Annotated in this window: 14 protein-coding genes; 12 read left to right on the forward strand and 2 right to left on the reverse strand. The window is 35.2% G+C overall.

Annotation, left to right across the window (positions count from 1 at the left end; all coding sequences use genetic code 11):
• Positions 1 to 89 precede the first annotated feature (89 nt).
• The 10 genes from NCC77_RS17770 to NCC77_RS17815 all read left to right on the forward strand — a co-directional run bounded on the left by NCC77_RS17770 (position 90) and on the right by NCC77_RS17815 (position 16552).
• Entirely contained in the window at positions 90 to 1148 is a 1059-nt protein-coding gene (locus NCC77_RS17770) for a sterol desaturase family protein (protein ID WP_250836798.1), read from the forward strand.
• An 11-nt stretch (positions 1149 to 1159) separates the two neighbouring features.
• Complete coding sequence (locus tag NCC77_RS17775; protein WP_250836799.1) at positions 1160 to 1876, forward strand: thioredoxin domain-containing protein; 717 nt, start codon at positions 1160 to 1162, stop codon at positions 1874 to 1876.
• 261 nt (positions 1877 to 2137) lie between these two features.
• Positions 2138 to 3757, forward strand: a complete 1620-nt coding sequence (locus tag NCC77_RS17780; RefSeq protein WP_250836800.1) for a sulfatase-like hydrolase/transferase — start codon at positions 2138 to 2140, stop codon at positions 3755 to 3757.
• A gap of 123 nt (positions 3758 to 3880) precedes the next feature.
• Positions 3881 to 5140 carry a YeiH family protein gene (locus NCC77_RS17785; RefSeq protein WP_250836801.1) on the forward strand — a complete coding sequence of 420 codons (1260 nt, stop codon included), beginning with the start codon at positions 3881 to 3883 and terminating at the stop codon, positions 5138 to 5140.
• A 707-nt stretch (positions 5141 to 5847) separates the two neighbouring features.
• A complete protein-coding gene (locus NCC77_RS17790) occupies positions 5848 to 8895 on the forward strand; it encodes a SusC/RagA family TonB-linked outer membrane protein (RefSeq protein ID WP_250836802.1) in 3048 nt (1015 codons plus the stop codon).
• 10 nt (positions 8896 to 8905) lie between these two features.
• The gene (locus NCC77_RS17795) at positions 8906 to 10354 is read left to right on the forward strand and encodes a RagB/SusD family nutrient uptake outer membrane protein (RefSeq protein WP_250836803.1); all 1449 of its coding nucleotides are present in this window, start codon (positions 8906 to 8908) and stop codon (positions 10352 to 10354) included.
• Between the two features lie 190 nt (positions 10355 to 10544).
• Positions 10545 to 12197: an arylsulfatase gene (locus NCC77_RS17800; protein WP_250836804.1), complete on the forward strand. Its 1653-nt coding sequence runs from the start codon at positions 10545 to 10547 to the stop codon at positions 12195 to 12197.
• A 572-nt stretch (positions 12198 to 12769) separates the two neighbouring features.
• Positions 12770 to 13654: a serine O-acetyltransferase EpsC gene (epsC, locus tag NCC77_RS17805; RefSeq protein ID WP_250836805.1), complete on the forward strand. Its 885-nt coding sequence runs from the start codon at positions 12770 to 12772 to the stop codon at positions 13652 to 13654.
• A 62-nt stretch (positions 13655 to 13716) separates the two neighbouring features.
• Complete coding sequence (locus NCC77_RS17810; RefSeq protein WP_095928820.1) at positions 13717 to 14637, forward strand: family 2A encapsulin nanocompartment shell protein; 921 nt, start codon at positions 13717 to 13719, stop codon at positions 14635 to 14637.
• Positions 14621 to 16552, forward strand: coding sequence for a family 2A encapsulin nanocompartment cargo protein cysteine desulfurase (locus tag NCC77_RS17815; protein WP_250836806.1), 1932 nt, complete (start codon positions 14621 to 14623; stop codon positions 16550 to 16552). Before NCC77_RS17810 ends, NCC77_RS17815 begins: the two co-directional genes overlap by 17 nt.
• 189 nt (positions 16553 to 16741) lie before the next feature.
• Here NCC77_RS17815 and NCC77_RS17820 read toward each other — a convergent pair whose 3' ends face one another.
• Both NCC77_RS17820 and rocD read right to left on the reverse strand, forming a co-directional pair.
• Positions 16742 to 17842: a tetratricopeptide repeat-containing glycosyltransferase family 2 protein gene (locus NCC77_RS17820; RefSeq protein ID WP_250836807.1), complete on the reverse strand. Its 1101-nt coding sequence runs from the start codon at positions 17840 to 17842 to the stop codon at positions 16742 to 16744.
• 190 nt (positions 17843 to 18032) lie between these two features.
• Complete coding sequence (gene rocD, locus NCC77_RS17825) at positions 18033 to 19286, reverse strand: ornithine--oxo-acid transaminase (protein ID WP_250836808.1); 1254 nt, start codon at positions 19284 to 19286, stop codon at positions 18033 to 18035.
• A 223-nt stretch (positions 19287 to 19509) separates the two neighbouring features.
• Here rocD and NCC77_RS17830 point away from each other — a divergent pair, with 223 nt between their 5' ends.
• A complete protein-coding gene (locus tag NCC77_RS17830; protein WP_095928823.1) occupies positions 19510 to 19962 on the forward strand; it encodes an Lrp/AsnC family transcriptional regulator in 453 nt (150 codons plus the stop codon).
• A 109-nt stretch (positions 19963 to 20071) separates the two neighbouring features.
• Positions 20072 to 20845, forward strand: coding sequence for a dienelactone hydrolase family protein (locus tag NCC77_RS17835; RefSeq protein ID WP_250836809.1), 774 nt, complete (start codon positions 20072 to 20074; stop codon positions 20843 to 20845).
• The last annotated feature ends 21 nt before the right edge of the window (positions 20846 to 20866 follow it).

The following is a 20866-nucleotide window of genomic DNA, read 5'->3' on the forward strand; positions in this document are numbered from 1 at the left end:
TTGTCGTTGGGATAATCTTATTTTTAGTTCCACTGGCGATTCTGGCTGGCGGATTAGCAGTAGTAAATCAATTTTTAAAATAAGAAATCATGGCTATAGTTCAAAAAGAAAAATTAACGAGAGACTTAACGATAAGTTTCTTCATTTATTCATTGCCTGTAGTGGCAATTTACCTTTATTTTAAATTAACAGGCGGATCTATAAGTGAATCGCATATTACACTGCCTTCGTTTTTAGAATTTGCACAACCCGTTTTTGCAAACATCAGAACTTGGGGATTAACAGTGTTTATGCTTGTTTTGGGAGTTATCGAATTTGCAGCAGGTTTATACGATGACGAATGGACAGGCGAAGAACGCAAAATAGATATCGTTTGTTTCTTAGCACCAAAATTGCTTTTACCTCCTGTAATTGCTTTTTTCAGTTTAACAGCGTTGCCCTATTTATTGCCAAATTTGGCTAATTCATTATCATGGGTTCCGTTTTGGGGAGGCTTTTTCTTAATTGCCATTGCTGACGATTTAACGCAATATTGGTATCATAGATTGCATCATCAAGTTCCGTTTTTATGGCGTTTTCATAGAACACATCATTCGGCTCCTTATATGGGAATGGCGATGGCTTCTAGACAAAACTTTATTTACACGCTTTTCTTTTCTCAAATTTATTTGACAGCGACTCTAACCTATTTAGGTTTAGGACTTCCCGCTTTGTTCGTTTTGGTAATTAAAAGTTTCATCACTTTGGGAGCGCACTCAAGCATTCCATGGGACAAACCTTTTTACAAATACAAAGTCTTGCATCCAATTGCATGGGTTTTAGAAAGACTGATTTCTACTCCTGCAACGCATCACGCGCACCATGCTGATACAAGCGGAGATGGCGTTGGTCATTTTAAAGGCAATTTCGGAAACATGTTTTTTATCTGGGATGTTATTTTCGGAACAGGGTTAATTACACGTCAATACCCTAAATCATTCGGAACAAAATCATATAAACAAGAAGAATGGTACGCTCAGTTCCTTTGGCCGATTTTTAAATCCAAAAAAGAAGGAAGTTCTCTTGCCGAGGGAGTATTATCATTTCCATTAAAACCTAAAACAGTTACTCCCGAAGAAACTCCTGCTCCAGTATTAGAACAAGTATAATAGTTACTGATATGAAAAATCAAATCTTAAAAAACAGTATAACAGCAATTGCCTTTTTATGGGCAGTTGCTGCTTTTTCGCAAAATGAAATTCATAGCTCATTGTCGTTAGATTCATTTTATTCGAAAATAAAAAGTCAAAAAAATCCGCAGATTGTTGATGCCAGAACTTCTGAAGAATTTGCTTTGAATCATATTGAAGGCGCTGTAAACTTTAATCTTCAATCTGAAAACTACGCGCAATCTGTTGCTAAACTAGATAAATCAAAACCTGTTTTTATTTATTCTATCGGAGCTGGCCGAAGTGTGGCATTAGAAAAAGAATTATTAAAAAATGGTTTCTCAGAAGCCTATAGCTTAGAAGGCGGAATTGCCAACTGGATCGGAAACGGAAAACCTTTTTATTCCAATCTAAAAAGCAAATTGTCTTTGACAGAATTCAATAAAATCATTGCTGATAATAAAACGGTTTTGGTTGATATTGGTTCAAAATACTGCGCGCCTTGTAAAAAAGTAAAGCCAGTTTTAGAAACCATCAGATCTGAATACGGAACCAATTTAAAAATCGTAGAAATCGAATTGGAAGACAGTCCGCAAGTTATTGCCGATTTAAAAACAGTAAAAGTTTTCCCTACTTTAATCTTGTATGAAAATGGTAAAATTGTTTTTAAGAAAGAAGGTATAAATGATTTGAAAAGTGAAGTTGATGTTGCGTTGGCTTCGAAGTAAAGCTTTTAAACCATACAAAAAATGTGCGTAAAACTTTGTCAAAGTTTGAAACTTTGACAAAGTTCTATAAACGTACAGTTTGTCAGGCTGAGCGAAGTCGAAGCCCGCAATCAAAATCGATAATCTTTATAGAGTTTCTTGCGGAGATTTGCTTCGCCAGTTCGCTATCGCTCGTGTGCTCGTTCCTCGGAATGACAAAAATGCGTGTAAAACTTTGACAAAGTTCTTGCATTCCATTAAAAAACAAACCAAAAACCATATATGGCAACCTATAAAAAAATAACCAAAATTGTTACCCTTATTTTACTAGTGCTTCTCATTCTGGTAGCATTTTTATTCTGGCCAATTAATACAGACGGAACATTAGTCAAAGAAGATCAAAAACTTGCCGAAGGGAAAAAAGCCTTTTTGGCTTCAAAAGCTCCATCTGATTCAACAGTAAAAAAGACGAATATTATTATTCTCCTTGCCGATGATTTAGGCAAATATGATATTTCGCTCTATGGCGGAAAATCGACTCCTACTCCACAGATTGATTCTTTGGCGGCTTCTGGAGTTACTTTTACCGATGGATATGCATCGGCAGCAATTTGTTCGCCCTCTCGTGCGGGTTTGATTACAGGAAGATATCAGGAACGTTTTGGACATGAATATCAGCCAGGAGATCGCTATCCTAAAAACAATCTCGAATATTATGCCTTCAAATATTTGGTGAATACTAATAATTGGAGATTAAATGATAAAATCGAATATCCAAACGATGCTTCAATTGCAACACAAGGTCTTCCGAAATCTGAAATCACTTTTGCCGATTTAGCCAAAAGACAAGGTTACGCTACTGGAATTATTGGAAAATGGCATTTGGGCCACAATAAAGGTTTCTTTCCTTTAGACCGTGGCTTCGATTACCATTACGGATTTTATCAGGCGTTCTCCTTATTTGCTCCAGAAGATAATAATCCAGACATCATCAATCATCATCATAAAGATTTTACCGATAAAATGATTTGGGGCAAAGGTCGTGTCGGAATTGGACAGATTCGCCGAGACAGCACTATCATTGATGAAAAAGCCTATTTAACTGAAAAATTTGCGGAAGAAGCAGAAGCTTTTATTGACAAAAATAAAAACAAACCTTTTTTATTATACATTCCGTTTAATGCGCCACATACGCCATTTCAGGTTCGCAAAAAATATTACGATCGTTTTCCGAATGTAAAAGATGAAAACAAACGCGTTTATTTTGCCATGATCAGCGCTTTGGATGATGCAATTGGAAGAATCCGAGAAAAAATCAAAAAAGAAGGTCTTGAAGAAAATACTTTAATTGTTTTTGCCAGTGACAATGGCGGTGCCGATTATACTTTTGCCACAACAAATGCACCTTTAAAAGGCGGTAAATTTTCTCATTTTGAAGGCGGAATCAATGTTCCTTTTGCACTTTCGTGGAAAGGAAAAGTCAAACCTCATACTGTTTACAAAAATCCTATAAGCACTCTAGATATTTTCACAACCATTGCATCAGCGATTGGTTCAGATCTTCCAAAAGATCGGGTTTATGATGGTGTCGATTTAGTAAAAACAGTAAATGAGAATAAAGTTGCTCACAAAGATTTATACTGGCGTTCGGGCGATGCCAAAGCCATTAGAAGCGACGATTGGAAATTAGTCATCAGCGGAAGAACACATGAAAAATGGCTCTACAACCTTGCTTCTGATAAATTTGAAAAAACAGACCTCTCACAAAAAAATCCTGAAAAAGTAAAGGAATTGCAAGCTGCTTTACAAAACTGGGAAAAAGGATTAATTAAACCGCTTTGGCCTAATTTAACCTATTACGAATTTGACTTTGGCACACAAAAATACTTTGTCGATTTGTAATATTTAAATACAAATACTCCACTCCTGCAAGGTTTCCAAAACCTTGTAGGTTTGTTTTAACTACTCGAATAATTACTTAATACCTACAAGGTTTTGGAAACCTTGCAGGAAAGCAAACATACAATGTCAACCTCAACAAAATTTACTATCCACGAAGACTGGACCGTCGTTATTCTCGGTTTTCTAATTATCGGAATTTCTCTCTTTATTTTTCTGCCAGAAGTTCCTGTTTTTAAATGGACAAATGAAACAGACTTAATAAACAATGTTTTCGAAATTAAAAACATTCAAACAATTGGTCTTCAATTCCTATATTTTATTTCTATCGGAACAATCGGCACTTTTTTAGTTGGAAAATCAATTAAAAATTTCATCTTCGGATTTCCAATCATTTATCTCTTGACCATAATCGCCTTAATCATTGCAGGAAATTCTGAAGTAAAAGCGCTAAATCTAGAAGCAGTTATTTTCAGTTTAGTCATCGGATTGATTATTGGAAATTTCTTCCAACTTCCAGAATGGTTTCGTTCTGCTTTATCAACCGAACTTTTTGTCAAAATCGGATTGGTTTTATTGGGAACGAGTGTTATTTTTTCAGATATTTTAAAAGCGGGTTCATTAGGTTTAATTCAAGCTTTGATCGTAGTTTTATCCGTTTGGTATTTTGCCTTTTGGTTATGCAAAAAACTAAAAGTCGACGACGAGTTAACCATGATGATCTCAAGCGCCGTTTCTATCTGTGGCGTTTCAGCAGCGATTGCAACTTCTGGCGCCATAAAAGGAGATTCTAAAAAACTGTCTTATGTCATTTCGATGGTTTTGGTTACCGCCATTCCAATGATGATTTTTATGCCGATCATTGCCAGTCATTTTAATTTTCCCGAAGAAGTTACGGGCGCTTGGCTTGGCGGAAGTATTGATACTTCTGGAGCTGTCGTTGCATCTGGGACTTTGGTTGGCGAAACAGCTTTAAAAATAAGTACAATTGTCAAATTCTCTCAAAATGTATTATTGGGTATAGCCGCTTTTGCTATTTCTATTTATTGGACTTACACTCATAATCAGTCTTCTGAAATTCAAAAATCGAAACCAACTCTCAGCGTAATCTGGGAGCGTTTTCCAAAGTTTGTCATTTGTTTTATTGCAGCTTCTGTTGTTTTTTCATTTTTTGTTGCACCAGAAACTCGCGATGAACTAAAAGAAAGTTTAAAAAATCTCCAAGGACTTTGGTTTGCATTGGCTTTTACAAGTATTGGATTGGAAACCAATTTTAAAGATTTGCTTCAAAATAATAGCCGAAAACCTTTAATAGCTTTTCTCTCTGCACAATTTTTTAATATCCTTATTACATTGATTATCGCCTTTTTGCTTTTCAAACCTTAAAGATAGCATTACTATTCTATATCAAACCCGACAGGTTTTTAAAACCTGTCGGGTTTAGTTTTATAATTCAAACATCAAGCTTAAAAAAGCAAGTAAAAACTGTATAAACAAAATAGTTTAAATCTATTTTTATTTTTTAAAACAAAAACAATAAACAACTAATTTACAACCACTTAAAAACATTTAAAATATATTTTACATTCTTTAAATATACTTTTCCTCAAAAAAATTAAATAAACTTTTGGTTTTCATTATAATAAAATTAACTTTGTCTATAGGATTAGTAGAGTTTAAACAATAAAGAACTACATTTTGAAAACAACAGCTTACACATCGCATTACATTCTTCCTGAAAAATTCCCACATAACACTTTTGGTTATATGTGCATGTGCTGTTAAAAATCCAATCTCAATTTTCGTTTCTTACCGAAAATAAAATCACAAACTAAATTACATCTTGACAACAAATGATTGATACCTAAAGTATTGAACGATCAACTATGTCAAAACCATATTAACTAAAAAAAATAATAACTAAACAAGATTACAAAATGAAAATAATGCACTGCCCTATCCTTTCATAGTAAAAACCATTTCTGCGGCAACAGAAATGGCAAGACTCAAAGAACATTTATCACTAAAGAAAGCCTTCGGAAATTGGAAAACCAATTTTCCGTACCGCTTTATTATTTAAATCCAAAAAAGTAATGAACAAGCAATTACATGCCTTTTTGTGGCTTTTTGCATTCTTAATTTCGATCGGAATTAAAGCACAAAATACACAGCCCTTAATTAATTCGACCTTAAATGGTACAGTTGTAGATCAAGTTACCAATCAGCCCATTCCTGGCGTAACTATTCAAATTAAAGGAACAACTCATAGTTCTGTAACCGATTTAGACGGAAAATTCTATTTTCAAACGGGACAAAAATTCCCTTATACTTTAATCGTAAGCTATTTAGGTTACGTTACCGCAAAGCATATCGCAACCAAAGATTTCATTCAGATTTCGCTAAAAGAAGATGTAAAAGAATTGAATGAAATTGTAATTATTGGATACGGAAGCACTTCTAAAAAAGATTATACCGGAGCTGCCGAAACCGTGGCACAAATGTCATTAAAAGCAACTCAAAAAACGCTTGAAAGTTCGCTTCAAGGTTCTGTGGCTGGTGTTAACGTAACACAAACTTCGGGTCAGCCGGGCGCAGGAATGAGCATTCGTATTCGCGGAGGAAGTTCGATTCAGGGCGGAAATGAGCCTTTATACGTAATCGACGGCTTTCCGTTATACAATTCAGAAGTCACTTCTGGTGTTTTGAGCGGTACGCCAACCAATCCACTTTCAACCATAAATCCGTCAGACATCGAATCGATTACGGTTTTAAAAGACGCTTCTTCAACAGCCATTTATGGTTCTAGAGGTGCAAACGGAGTTGTAATTATCACCACCAAAAAAGGTTCAAATACTGCTACCACTGTAAATTATGATTTTACAATCGGCCAACAGTCAGTTCGTAAAAAAGTTGATGTGCTAGACGCGCAAGGTTTTTCGAGATTAAGAAATGCCGCTTTGTATGATTCTAATCCAGCGGGCGGAACAAATCAATATCTGACTGATGCACAAATTGCACAATTGGGAAAAGGAACCGACTGGCAAGATGCGGCTTTCCAAAAAGGATTAACACAAAATCATCAATTAAGTGTTTCTGGCGGAAACAATCAGACCAAATATGCCGTTTCTGGAAACTATTACAATCAGGAAGGAATTATAAAAAATACAGGTTTTGAACGATTCAGCGGACGCGTTAATTTAAATTCAAAAATAAGCAGTAAAGCGAGATTTGGTTTGAACTTAACAATTGCCGAAACCAAATCTAAAGTGGCTCCGAGCGGTTTGGTTACAGCGTTATTGAGTATGCCTCCAACGGCAACGATTTACGAACCAGACGGAAGTTATACTTTAAGAAATCCGTTTGAGAATATTTTTGCCAATCCGATTGCGACATTAAACGAACGTAAAAATCAATCTATTACCGATCGTATTTTAGGAACTATTTATGGTGAATATGATATTTTGAAAAATCTGGTTTTGAAAGTTTCTTTTGGAACCGATATGATTTTCAATAAAGAAAAAAGTTATTTGCCTTCTAGCATTTATGAAGGTTCGATTACAAACGGAGAAGGAAAAATTGGAACTGCCGATTCTAGAAGCTGGTTAAACGAGAACACCTTAACGTATACAACAGTAATTGGAGAAAAACACCATCTGAATGCGTTGGCAGGTTATACACAGCAAAGTTCAACCAGAGAATTTAATACTTCTGGATCGCAGCAATATGTAAACGATATTACAGGTTATTACAGTTTACAAAGCGGAAATGTGGCTTTAATGCCAACTTCTGGCGAAAGCACTTGGGCGCTGAATTCGTTTTTGTCGAGGGTAAATTATAATTATGATTCCAAATATTTCTTAACAGGAAGTATCAGAGCCGATGGTTCTTCGCGTTTTGGAAAAGACAATAAATGGGGTTATTTCCCTTCTGTTGCCGCAGCTTGGCAGATTAGTAACGAATCGTTTTTTAATCCTGTAAAAGACGTTATCAATAGTTTAAAAATCAGAACAAGCTGGGGTGCTACAGGAAATCAGGAAATTGGAGAATACCAATCTTTATCAACTTTGACGAGTGTAAAATATCTTTTTGGAGATCAGATTTATACTGGTTTTACGCCTACGCGAATTGCAAACAACAATTTAGGATGGGAATTAACGAATCAGTTTGATGCTGGAATTGATGTTGGCTTCTTTAATGATAAATTGAATCTGACGGTTGATGTGTATCGCAAAACAACCAAAGATTTATTGTTAGACGTTCAGCTTCCGTACACAACAGGGTTTACTTCTTCGCTTCAAAATTTTGGATCTGTTCGTAATCAGGGAATTGAATTTGGTTTGAATGCCTCTCTTGGAAATACTGCTTTTTCTTGGACATCGAACTTTAATATTGCCTTTAACCAAAACAAAATTATTGCTTTAGGAAATGGTGCTGAATTCTATACTTTTGGAAATTATATTTTAAAAGTGGGCCAGTCTTTAGGAACTTTCTACGGCGCGGTTACTGACGGAATTTTACAGACAGATGAAGTGGCGACAAAAGGAGTTTATACCGGAAATGCAACGCCAAAAGCGGGAGATCGTCTCTATAAAGATATTAACGGAGACGGAGCATTTACAACCGCTGCAGACAGAACAAGTATTGGCGATGCACAGCCCGATTTTGTTTTCGGATTCTCTAATAATTTCACTTACCGAGGTTTTGAATTGGCCATTTTAGTGAATGGTTCGGTTGGAAATAAAATCCTTAACGGAAACTTACAGGCTCTGGAATTATACAACGGGCAGCAAAATGCGTCAACCTCAGCATTGGATGCTTGGACACCAACAAATCCGAGTAATACAACGCCAAGAGCAAAATTGGATCCTGCGCCGGTTTTCTCTAATCGATTTGTTGAAGATGGTTCTTTTGTGAGATTAAAAAATATTGCTTTAAGCTATAATCTTCCGAAAAAAATATCAGAGAAATTAAGTTTGACCTCCGTAAAATTTAGAGTAATTGGAGAGAACTTATTAACGTGGACCAAATACACAGGTTACGATCCTGAAGTAACAAACGGAACGACAATTTCTCCTGGAACAGATACCGGAATTTATCCAGCTTCTAAAACAATCTCAGGCGGATTAATCGTAACATTCTAAAAGACTTATCATGAAAAAAAATATAATATTCAGTTTAGCGGTACTCTTTTTAGTGAGTGCGTGCAATACTTTAGACGAAGATCCAAAAGCTTTTATTTCGTCTACCAATTTTTATAAAACCACCGAAGATGCAGATGCAGCCGTAATTGCAATTCATAATGCCATAAACAGTTCAACGCATACTTTGTACAATCGTTTAATTCAGATTGCAACCGAAATGGCAACAGACGATTACGAAGCAGGACCAAGAGCGAGAAATGCACACGTTAGAGCGTTGTCCAATTTAACGCACGATGCATCAAACGACCGTATGATTGAATTATGGCGACAAAGTTATGATGGAATCAACAGAGCAAACGTGGCAATTGACAATATCGCGAAGAATCCAAATCTTAATTCACAGAAAGACAAAGATTTAATTAACGAAGCAAAGTTCTTACGAGCCCTTTTATACTTTAATTTGGTACGATGGTTTGGAGATGTTCCGCTGGTTTTACACGAAACAACAGTTTTAACACCAGAAGCAATCAATGTTAGCAATACGCCAGAAGCAGATGTTTATACGCAGATTGAAAATGATCTAATTGATGCCGAAGCGCTTCCTGTAGTGCAGCAAAATAAAGGCCGAGTAACGGCTGGCGCTGCAAAAAGTATTTTAGCTAAAGTATATTTAACCGAAAAGAAATGGCAGAAAGCAGCCGAAAAAAGTAAAGAAATCATTGACAGTAAAGTTTATGATTTATTTGAAAATTATGCTGACGTTTTTAATGTGGCAACCAAAAACGGAAAAGAACATATTTTCTCCGCTCAATTTAAAGGATTAACCAACTGGAACGGAAACATGTTGGCTTCTACAGCTGCTCCAACTTCTGTTCCTGGAATTGCAGGAGATCAAGCAGATGCTTTACACAAAGAAGGTAAACTTTTTGAAGCTTTCGCTGAAACAGACAAAAGAAAGTACATCACTTTTGCCGTAGAATTTGTGAGTCCGACCGATGGAAAAACGTATAAAGTTACGCCGCATTTCAATAAATATTTTGATCCAGCGACTCCGACTTCGCCAGGGCAGTCTTCTAAAAATACGCCAATTATACGTTTTGCAGAAGTACTATTAATTTACGCAGAAGCTTTAAACGAACAAAACGGAGGCCCAACTCCAGAAGCGTATGCCGCAGTTGACCGAGTGAGAACAAGAGCAGGTGTTGAATTATTGGCAACAACTTCTCCAGTACTAAGTCAAGACGCGTTTAGAGAAGCCGTTTTTGAAGAAAGAAGAAAAGAATTGGTTTACGAATATCAGCGCTGGTTTGACTTAGCAAGAAGAGGCCCAGATTATTTTGTAGCTAAATTAAAAGCCGCAGGAAAAACAAACGCACAGCCCAAACACGTTCACTTTCCTATTCCGCAGAGAGAATTGGATTTGAATCCAAATTTGAAACAAGTTCCAGCTTGGAGATAGGTATAGTTCTTAAACACATAGAAACATAGATTTTTTTGCTTTCGAAAAGAATATAAAAAGAGAAATATATTTCTCCACACATAGCTATGATCTTTATTACAAGTAAAATGCCTTACTACGTCTATAAAATCTATGTCTCTATGTGTTAGAAATAAAATTAAAAATATACTAACAGTAAATTATAAATAAGATGAATAAAAGAATAAACATTTTATTTTCTGTTTTATTGACAGGAATAATTGGTTCTTATGAAACTGAAGCTCAAACCGCATCATCTAAACCCAACGTAATTTTGATTATGGTGGATGATATGGGATATTCTGATTTAGGAAATTACGGTTCTGAGATAAAAACGCCAAACTTAGATCGTTTAGCGAAAGAAGGAACACGTCTTCGCGAATTTTACAACAACTCGATTTGTGCGCCTACAAGAGCTTCTTTATTAACGGGACAATATCAGCACAAAGCGGGTGTTGGTTATTTTGATGTGAATTTAGGACTGCCAGCTTATCAAGGATATCTCAACAAAGAATCTCTGACTTTAGGAGAAGTTTTCCGTTCTGGTGGTTACAGCACTTTGATGTCAGGAAAATGGCACGTAGGTTCTGAAGATCAAGCGCAATGGCCAAACCAAAGAGGTTTTGATAAATTTTACGGAATCTTAAAAGGTGCAGCCAATTATTTTGATACAAAATCGCTTCCGTTTGGGAAAACGGCTTATCCTGTGAAAATGATCCGAAATAATGAGGAGTTGCATCCAAAAGACGATTCATACTACTTCACAGATGAAATTGGAAACAACGCGGTTACTTTCTTAGACGAACAAAACAAAGAAAACAAACCTTTCTTTTTATACTTAGCCTTTACAGCACCTCACTGGCCGTTACAGGCAAAACCTGTTGATATTGCCAAATACAGAGGAAAATTTGATGAAGGCTGGGATGCTTTAAGAGAAAAAAGAATTCAGAAATTAAGAGAAAACGGCATTTTGCTTCCTAACCAAACTATTGCTCCTCGTGACCCAGAAGTTCCAGAATGGGATAAACTGACGTATGATGAAAAACAATTCTGGAAAGCTAAAATGGAAGTGTACGCCGCAATGGTAGACAACATGGATCAAAATGTTGGGAAGGTTTTAGATAAACTGAAAGCGTTAAAGAAAGATAAAAACACTTTAATTATTTTCATTGCAGATAATGGCGCGCAAGGTGGTTTCAACACATATAATCCGTTAAAAAGAGGTTTAGTTCGCAACGACGGGCCAATCGGAACTTCTGGTTCTTTTGATTATCAGGAACAAAACTGGGCATATTTATCGAATACTCCGTTGCAGGATTATAAAAACAATATGCACGAAGGCGGATTCAGTTCTCCTTTTATCGCTTGGTATCCATCAAAAATTAAAGCAGGAAGAATTGATAAAGGAACGGGACATATTATTGACCTTGCTCCTACTTTCTACGAATTGGCTGGAATTGAATATCCTAAAAATTTAAATGGTGTAACTTCTAATCCGCTTCCTGGAAAAAGTTTATTGCCCGTTTTATTTGACAATGCATCAGAAGTAAACCGTGGCGCTCCTTTATTCTGGGAAAGAGCTGGAAACAGAGCGGTTAGAGAAGGAAAATGGAAATTGGTTTCTATTTATCCGTCTTACCAATGGGAACTTTATGATCTTGAAGCAGACCGTGGCGAAACTACAAACGTTGCCGCACAAAATCCTGGAATTGTAAACGATCTTTCGGCAAAATATTTCGATTGGGCAGATAAAACAGGAGTTGTAGAATACAGCAAATTCAAACAAAAAGGAGAATTGATTCCGGGCGCTGCTGCTAAGAAATAATTCAAAGCTTTAAAAAATCATCTTTTTTGAATTTTTAAAAGCATCAAGGGTCGAAAAATGAGTTTTAAAAACTTATTTTTTGACCTTTTTTACTGTTTCAAATAAAACACAATCAACTAATAAACAACACATTAAAACCAAAATATTTTATTTATCACAGAATAATTTCATAACGTATCAAATAAATTTCAAAAAAGATTTGGATTTTATCATAATAAATATAACTTTGTCTATAGAATTAGTAGAATTTAAAATTAAAGCACTACATTTTGAAAACAGCAGAAAAAATATCATCTCACATTTTTCCTAAAAATTATACATACAATACATTTTGTTGTATGTGTTTCTGTTGTTAATCCCTTCACTATTTTCTTTTTAGCGATTTCCATTTTTAAAATGGGAAGCAAAAAACGATTCTCTTTATTTCCCAAACACTTTCCTACTGTAATCCTATAATCTCTTTGCTGTTTTGCATCAAGAAGATTATTATGTCATCAAATACTATTTAAAAGGTTTTGATTCAGATATCAGTTATGGTAAGAATTTCAATTACAAACCAAAAACCAATTGTTATGAAATCTTTTTATCACGAAATAGCGCGACAGCATCAGGAATTATTAATCCTTCCCGAAAAAAAAGTTATCCATCAGTTTATTGATGATTTCTTCCTTCTGCTGTATTCAAATACAACAAAGACTTATGAAACTGAGGCATCTGTAAGGTATAAATTCAATCTTCTGGAAAAACAGTTTGATGAACTAGTCACCGATTTTTCTCCTAAAAGCGATTCAAGACAACAGACTGAAATCTTTTTTGAAGCCATTCCGCATTTACACAAAAAAGCCATAAATGATGCACTTACCATTTTTACGAAAGATCCGGCCGCAAAATCCTTTGAAGAAGTCTTGTATTCTTACCCCGGCTTTTTTGCTATTGCGGTCTATCGATTTTCACATCAATTATGGGAACAAGATTTGAAACTTCTCGCCCGAACTATATCCGAATATGCGCACATTAAAACCAGTATAGAAATTCATCCTGGCGCTCAAATCGGAGATAATTTTGCCATTGATCACGGAACCGGAATTGTAATTGGTGAAACTACCATTATTGGCAATGATGTACAGATTTATCAAGGCGTTACACTTGGGGCTTTGAGTGTTAAAAAAGAAGATGCTTTTATAAAAAGACATCCAACAATTGAAGATAATGTAGTAATCTATGCCAACAGCTCCATCCTTGGCGGTCAGACAACTGTTGGGAAAAATTCGATTATTGGCGGCAATGTCTGGCTTACTAACAGTATTCTCCCAAATTCTATTGTATATCATAAAAACGAAATAAAAATTAAAATACTTTCAGAAAACAAAAAGGAAACACCCAAAGACACTGCAATCCTAACGTTCAATCACAACACAGAAGAAAGATATTTATCTGTAGATGAGCTGTTTGAATAAAATTTATGAATAACTTTAAGCAATCAAAAAATAAATTATAAACCTATTAAAACTCAAAAAAAATGGCCGAAACAAAACCACAACAGACCGCATTAGGCGATGTTGCAGCAAGACAGCTCGCAATAGCAACTCGTACCGTTCCTCAAATCGGAACCGTAACACCAAGATGGCTAACACATTTATTACATTGGACTCCAGTAGAATCGGGCGTATTTCGTTTAAACAAAGTTAAAAATGCCAATCATATCGAAGTAGATTGTTCGGCGCGTGATGAAAGGGTTTTACCGAATACTTTTGTTGATTATATCGATAATCCAAGAGAATATAATCTTGCGGCAGTACAAACCATTGTTGATGTTCACACCCGTGTTTCTGACTTATACAGTAAACCTTACAACCAGATTTCAGAACAACTTCGCTTGGCAATTGAAACGATTAAAGAACGTCAGGAAAGCGAATTAATCAATAATAAAGATTATGGTTTATTGAGTAATGTTGTACCTTCACAAATCATTAAAACACGTACAGGAGCTCCAACTCCTGATGATTTGGATGAATTGCTTACTAAAGTTTGGAAAGAACCTGGATTCTTTTTACTGCATCCATTGGCCATTGCAGCTTTCGGACGCGAATGTACTCGTCGTGGCGTTCCTCCTCCAACTACCTCTTTATTTGGATCTCAGTTTTTAACTTGGAGAGGAATACCGCTTATTCCTTCGGATAAATTGCCAATTGTAAAAGGAAAATCTAAAATCATATTATTGCGTACAGGCGAAAGCCGTCAAGGCGTTATCGGATTAATTCAGCCGGGATTGCAAGGCGAACAATCTCCAGGATTATCCGTTCGTTTTATGGGAATTAATGAAAAAGCAATTGCTTCTTATCTGGTTTCACTTTACTGCTCTTTGGCTATTTTGGTTGACGATGCCATAGCTGTATTAGAAGATGTAGAAATAGGAAAGTATCATGAGTACAAATATTAACAACAACGGTTTACCCAACATAGACGATTTGCAGCATTTGGCAAACGAGCTGTTCAAGACACTTCCTAACGAATTTCCAAAAGAAATATCGTTAAGTCCAGATAAAGCCGAGCATCCGCGTGCGACAAAGATTGCAGAAACGATCTTGCAAACAGGAAAGATTGGCGCATTAGATCAAATTCCTTTAGCAGCTCCGTCGAATTTACAACCAACTCAGCATTCCTTTAGCGGATTTGGCGCTTCTCCTACCGTATCCAATTACGAAAACACGGAAGCTTTTGCTTTACCACCAAACGCTGGAGCAGGTTTTGACCCAAAGGACGAAAAGAGTTCTTCTGGAGTTCAAGAAAACCATGATTTAAACATGGATGATCCGCATACTGGTTTTCATGATATTAATTTGAATAATGAGAATTCACAACTAAACGAAAAATCTGCTTTTCCGTCGTTGTCACTCAACAATCAGTATCTTCCGTTTCAAACAGAAAACTCTTCGTTTGAAATTGAGTTACAGGCTGCATTAGCTTTTGTTGATACACAGTTCAAGAAGCGAGAAGATTTTCCGTTAAATGGAAATGAAACGACAACATCCTACTATTTTCTAGAACAAAATCCATTTGCGTTTGACAGAAAAAGCACCAATATTGCCGTCGGAAATTCTTTTGATGGTAAAGAAATTAATCTCATCAAAGGACATCATTTTAATGCCGAATTGGTCAAAAAGGATTTTCCAATTCTGAGAGAAACCGTAAACGGAAAACCTCTAGTTTGGTTTGACAACGCTGCAACGACTCAGAAACCACAATCGGTTATTGACAGAATTGCCTATTTCTACGAACATGAAAATTCAAATATTCACCGTGCGGCACATGAACTAGCCGCACGCGCATCTGACGCCTACGAAGCTGCCCGCGAAAAAGTAAAAACCTTTTTGAATGCTAGTTCGGTAAATGAAATTGTTTTTGTACGAGGCGCAACCGAAGGAATAAATCTAGTTGCTTCAACTTGGGGCGATCAGAATTTAAATTCTGGTGACGAAATTATTGTAAGCAATCTGGAACATCATGCGAATATCGTTCCGTGGAAACGTCTTGCTGATAAAAAAGGCTTGAAATTAAGAGTGATTCCTGTTGATGATGACGGTCAGATTTTGTTGGATGAATATGCAAAACTGCTAAATCCGAGAACTCGTTTAGTGGCTTTTACACAAGTTTCGAATGCACTAGGAACTGTAACTCCAGCCAAAAAAATAGTCGAAATGGCACACGCTGCAGGAGCAAAAGTTTTGATTGATGGCGCACAGTCCGTTTCTCACATGAAAGTCGATGTTCAGCATTTAAATCCGGATTGGCTGGTTTTCTCTGGACATAAATTATTTGGACCTACGGGAATCGGCGCTTTGTATGGAAAAGAAGATTTACTAAACGAAATGCAGCCGTATCAATCTGGTGGAAACATGATTCAGGATGTGACTTTTGAGGAAATAAAATACCACAAAGCTCCGAATCGTTTTGAGGCTGGAACAGGAAACATTGCCGATGCTATTGGTCTTGGCGCTGCTATTGATTATGTAACCAAATTAGGAATTGAAGCGATCGGACAATACGAGCATTATTTATTGGAATATGCCACGAATCTGCTAAAACAAATTCCAGGAGTACGATTGATAGGAACTGCCAAAGATAAAGCGAGCGTTTTGTCTTTCAACCTGCAAGGCTACTCAAACGATCAGGTCGGACAGGCCTTGAACAAAGAAGGAGTTGCGGTAAGAACTGGACATCATTGTGCACAGCCTATTTTACGCAGAATGGGAGTTGAAACTACGGTTCGTCCTTCATTGGCATTTTACAACACAACTCAGGATGTGGATACTTTTATTAAAACTCTATGGGAACTTAAGAAAGTGAGATTCTAAAATAAAAAATGAGTCAATGCTATTAAAACATTGACTCATAAGAAATAGTTACTTTTTTTGATATTTTAAGTAATTATAAACAGAAGGCGATTGTTTCATTACAGTCGCCTTTTTTATTGTTACAAAAAGCAGTAATCAATTTTAAAGTTACAAAATCATTTGTTACTTTAGAATTTTGCTTTTAAATAATTATTGCCACTTAAAAATAAAATTCTTTTTTTGTTCTAACAAGTTGGCTAAATACTGGCGATTGAATAGAACCGATTCATGATTTGGGTTAAACTTTGCTGCTTCTTCATTATAAAAAACTGCTTTATCAATATCATCTATTTCACTATAACAAACTGCTAATTCTATGTTAGGAACAAAATTCCAGCATTTTTCAGTCTTTGTGTTAAGTTCATATTGAGAATGATCTAATCCTAAAATAAATTCGTACCAATAAATTGCACTCTTAAAATTATTTTTATCTTTGAAAATACCTGCAATTTCGCAACAAACTTCGGCTGTTGGAATACCATAAGAAAAGCTAAAAAATAATGATTTAAATGCATCATCTAATTTACCTTTTGCTCTTAAAATTTTTCCTATTTGAAGACATGCGTATATATAATCATTACTAGATTCCCCCGACGTTTCTAAAAATTTTGTAAAATATTGTACGGATTCAGAATATTTTTCATTGTCTCTTAATTCTCTTGCATAATAAAAAAGTGATCGTGAAGAAAATTCAGTTCCCTTTTTAACCATTTCATCATAAATCCTCAAATTTCTATCAGAAAAAAGAATTTTCTTTTTGTGTGTAACAGCAATTTCTGAAACCAAATAATTTCCACCATACTCAATATATTCATGAACAGGATCATTCCATTTGTAATTGTTTTCTCTTTTAACCAACCGTTCTCTGTAAACTGAAAAGAGCGGGTTATCATTTTCATCCACTGAAACATTATATTTCATTAAAACCATATCCGTTGTTAACGAAAGCGATTTTTTCAATTCTAAAAATAAATCTTGATCTTTTTTAATAAAAATATCATCAGCATCTAACCATAATTGATAATCCTGCGTTGCCTTAGAAAAAGCAAAATTTCTAGCAGCGGCAAAATCATTAACCCAGTTAAAATCATAAACTTTATCTGTAAACGTATGTGCGATATCTTTTGTTTTGTCTGTCGAACCTGTATCAATAATGATAATTTCATCAACAAGATGTTTTACAGAGTTTAAACATCTTGCCAATAACTGTTCTTCATTTTTCACAATCATGCAAAGGCTTATTGTAATCATAAAAACTCAAATTAGTTAATTAATTGATTATTAAAAATTTGAGTCAAAACTACAGTTATAATTTATCAAAAACTGCCTTTAAAAGTCTGAATAGTATTAGAATAATGCTTTTTTTTCAATAGCATTAAAATAAAAAACATACTCAGATTATGAGTATGCTTTTTAAAAAATTAAATTATGTTTTTTTAGATTACCTCTTAAAATCATTCAAAGATTTCTCAATAATCTCAAGACATTCTTTAATCTGTTCTTCAGTCATTACCAACGGCGGAGCCAATCTGATTTTGTTTCCGTGAGTTGGTTTTGCCAATAATCCGTTGTCTCTAAATTTAAGACAGATTTCCCAAGCCAAATCAGAATCTTCATCTGTATTGATTACGATGGCATTCAAAAGTCCTTTTCCGCGTACCAGCGTAATTAGGTTGTTTTTTTCAGCGATTTTATTCAATCCGTCTCTTAAAACAACTCCTAAACGTTCTGCATTTTCAGCTAGTTTTTCGTCTTTAATCACTTCCAAAGCTGCAATCGCAACAGCTGCTGCAACTGGATTTCCTCCAAAAGTAGATCCGTGTTGTCCTGGTTTAATCACATTCATGATTTCGTCATTACATAAAACAGCCGAAACTGGATAAACACCGCCAGAAATTGCTTTTCCTAAAATTAAAACATCAGGTTGCACATTTTCGTGGTGAACGGCTAATAATTTTCCTGTACGTGCAATTCCGGTCTGAACTTCATCGGCAATAAAAAGAACATTGTGTTTTTCGCAAAGTGCTTTCGCTTTCGCTAAATATCCTTCAGAAGGAACATAAACTCCTGCTTCACCCTGAATAGGCTCAACTAAGAATCCCGCAATATTTTTAGATGAATTTAAAGCGTTTTCAAGAGCTTCCAAATTATCATATTCGATTTTGATGAAACCATCTGTAAAAGGTCCGAAGTTTTTACGCGCTGTTTCATCATTAGAAAATGAAATAATAGTTGTCGTTCTTCCGTGAAAGTTATTCTCACACACTATAATCTGAGCCTGATTCTCTGGAATTCCTTTTACTTCGTATGCCCATTTTCTTGAGATTTTCAAAGCAGTTTCAACTGCTTCTGCTCCCGTATTCATTGGAAGAACTTTATCGAAACCAAAATATTTCGTTACATATTCTTCGTAGTTTCCTAATTTATCATTGTAAAAAGCACGCGAAGTCAAAGTCAGTTTTTGAGCTTGTTCTACCATTGCATTTACAATTTTAGGATGGCAATGACCTTGATTTACTGCAGAATAAGCAGATAAAAAATCATAATATTTCTTTCCGTCAACATCCCATACATATACGCCTTCTCCACGCTCTAAAACTACAGGAAGCGGGTGGTAATTATGAGCACCATATTTGTTTTCTTTTTCAATCAAAACTTCTGATTTTGATGAAAGTGTTTTTTCTGTACTTATCATAATATGCTTTTTATTTCTACAAAAATATTAAAATTAAACAAATAACCACCGATAAAACGATATTTTGACTTAAATATAACAAAATAAAAGTCAAAAACCTAATTTAATCACTTTTAAAAAGACATATTTATTTTTTCGAAATGAGATTATGTGTTCGTTTATTAAAAAAAAGAATTACTTTTATAAATAACAAAAGACTCAATTTTTAAACGATTTTTATTGAATGGAATTATTAGACGAATTTGATATTAGCATTATCAAAGAATTAGAAAAAGATGGAAGAATGGCCTTTTCTTCTATCGCCACTAATCTTAAAATATCAAATACAATGGTGCATCAGCGTATTAACAGAATGATTGAACAAGGTGTAATTTCTGGGATAAAACCTATTATTCAGGAAAAGAAAATTGGTTACGACTGGGCTTCTTTTACTGGACTTACATTAAATAAAGATTCTGATTCTGAAAGAATTATTGAGGCTCTTAAAGAAATTCCTGAAATTACCGAATGCTATTATGTAACAGGCTCTTTTACGCTTTACATAAAAATCATAGCAACAAATCACGAACATATGCGCCGTATTCTTTACGAAAAAATCGACGGAATTCCAGGCATTGACAAAACCGATTCTATTGTAGAATTGGGTTGCGCTTTTAAACGAAACATATCCTTATAAAAAGAAAAACCATTCTTTTAAAGTATTGGTTACAAACCTCACAAGAATTTACTTGTGAGGTTTTTTTGTAACATAATATTTCTGATATTTGTTAAAAATTGAAGAAATTATGAAAAACTCCATAATCATTTTATTCAGTGCAATCTTATTCTCAAATCTTATGAATGCGCAATTAAAACCAGTAAAATATACAGAAGGAAGCCAGCAACTTAATGGCTTATTTATAAAATCTGCTAAAAAAAGCAGTAACAATCCAGGAATTTTACTTTTACCGGCATGGCTTGGGATTGATAATGCTTCTAAAGGAATCGCAGAAGAATTATCTAAATTGGGCTATCATGTTTTTATCGCTGATATTTATGGGGAAGGAAATTATCCTAAAAATACTGGCGAAGCAGGAAAACAGGCTGGTTTTTACAAAACAAATTTTGAAGCGTATCAAAAACGTATTGATGCTGCTTTGAAAGAATTAGTAAAAGCTGGCGGAAATGCCGATAATATTGTGGCTATTGGATATTGCTTTGGTGGAAGCGGCGTTCTTGAAGCGGCCCGCGGACATTTGAATGTCAAAGGTATTGCTTCTTTTCACGGCGGTTTAGGCAAAGATGCCAGCAGAAAAAACGAACCAATTGCTGCCAAAGTTCTTATTTGCCATGGAGCCGATGATCCGTTTGTTTCAAAAGACGAAATCGCTGCTTTCCAACAGGAAATGCGTGATGGCAAAGCAGACTGGGAAATGATTTATTATGCAAATGCTGTTCATTCTTTTACTAATCCTGAAGCAGGAAGTGATAATTCTAAAGGTGCGGCATATAATGCTGTGGCTGCAAAAAGATCTTTTGACCATTTACAGCTTTTCTTAAACGAAGTCCTGAAAAAATAATTTCAAAAAACAGATACCTAA

It is taken from the genome of Flavobacterium tyrosinilyticum (assembly GCF_023656565.1).
Lineage (GTDB): Bacteria > Bacteroidota > Bacteroidia > Flavobacteriales > Flavobacteriaceae > Flavobacterium > Flavobacterium tyrosinilyticum.

Excerpts from the sequence above, each read along its gene's own strand:
- rocD (WP_250836808.1), bottom strand. The coding sequence starts at position 19,286 with ATGATAAGTACAGAAAAAACACTTTCATCAAAATCAGAAGTTTTGATT.
- NCC77_RS17775 (WP_250836799.1), top strand. The coding sequence starts at position 1,160 with ATGAAAAATCAAATCTTAAAAAACAGTATAACAGCAATTGCCTTTTTA.
- NCC77_RS17795 (WP_250836803.1), top strand. The coding sequence starts at position 8,906 with ATGAAAAAAAATATAATATTCAGTTTAGCGGTACTCTTTTTAGTGAGT.
- NCC77_RS17830 (WP_095928823.1), top strand. The coding sequence starts at position 19,510 with ATGGAATTATTAGACGAATTTGATATTAGCATTATCAAAGAATTAGAA.
- NCC77_RS17800 (WP_250836804.1), top strand. The coding sequence starts at position 10,545 with ATGAATAAAAGAATAAACATTTTATTTTCTGTTTTATTGACAGGAATA.
- NCC77_RS17810 (WP_095928820.1), top strand. The coding sequence starts at position 13,717 with ATGGCCGAAACAAAACCACAACAGACCGCATTAGGCGATGTTGCAGCA.
- NCC77_RS17790 (WP_250836802.1), top strand. The coding sequence starts at position 5,848 with ATGAACAAGCAATTACATGCCTTTTTGTGGCTTTTTGCATTCTTAATT.
- NCC77_RS17835 (WP_250836809.1), top strand. The coding sequence starts at position 20,072 with ATGAAAAACTCCATAATCATTTTATTCAGTGCAATCTTATTCTCAAAT.
- epsC (WP_250836805.1), top strand. The coding sequence starts at position 12,770 with ATGAAATCTTTTTATCACGAAATAGCGCGACAGCATCAGGAATTATTA.
- NCC77_RS17780 (WP_250836800.1), top strand. The coding sequence starts at position 2,138 with ATGGCAACCTATAAAAAAATAACCAAAATTGTTACCCTTATTTTACTA.
- NCC77_RS17770 (WP_250836798.1), top strand. The coding sequence starts at position 90 with ATGGCTATAGTTCAAAAAGAAAAATTAACGAGAGACTTAACGATAAGT.
- NCC77_RS17820 (WP_250836807.1), bottom strand. The coding sequence starts at position 17,842 with ATGATTACAATAAGCCTTTGCATGATTGTGAAAAATGAAGAACAGTTA.
- NCC77_RS17785 (WP_250836801.1), top strand. The coding sequence starts at position 3,881 with ATGTCAACCTCAACAAAATTTACTATCCACGAAGACTGGACCGTCGTT.
- NCC77_RS17815 (WP_250836806.1), top strand. The coding sequence starts at position 14,621 with ATGAGTACAAATATTAACAACAACGGTTTACCCAACATAGACGATTTG.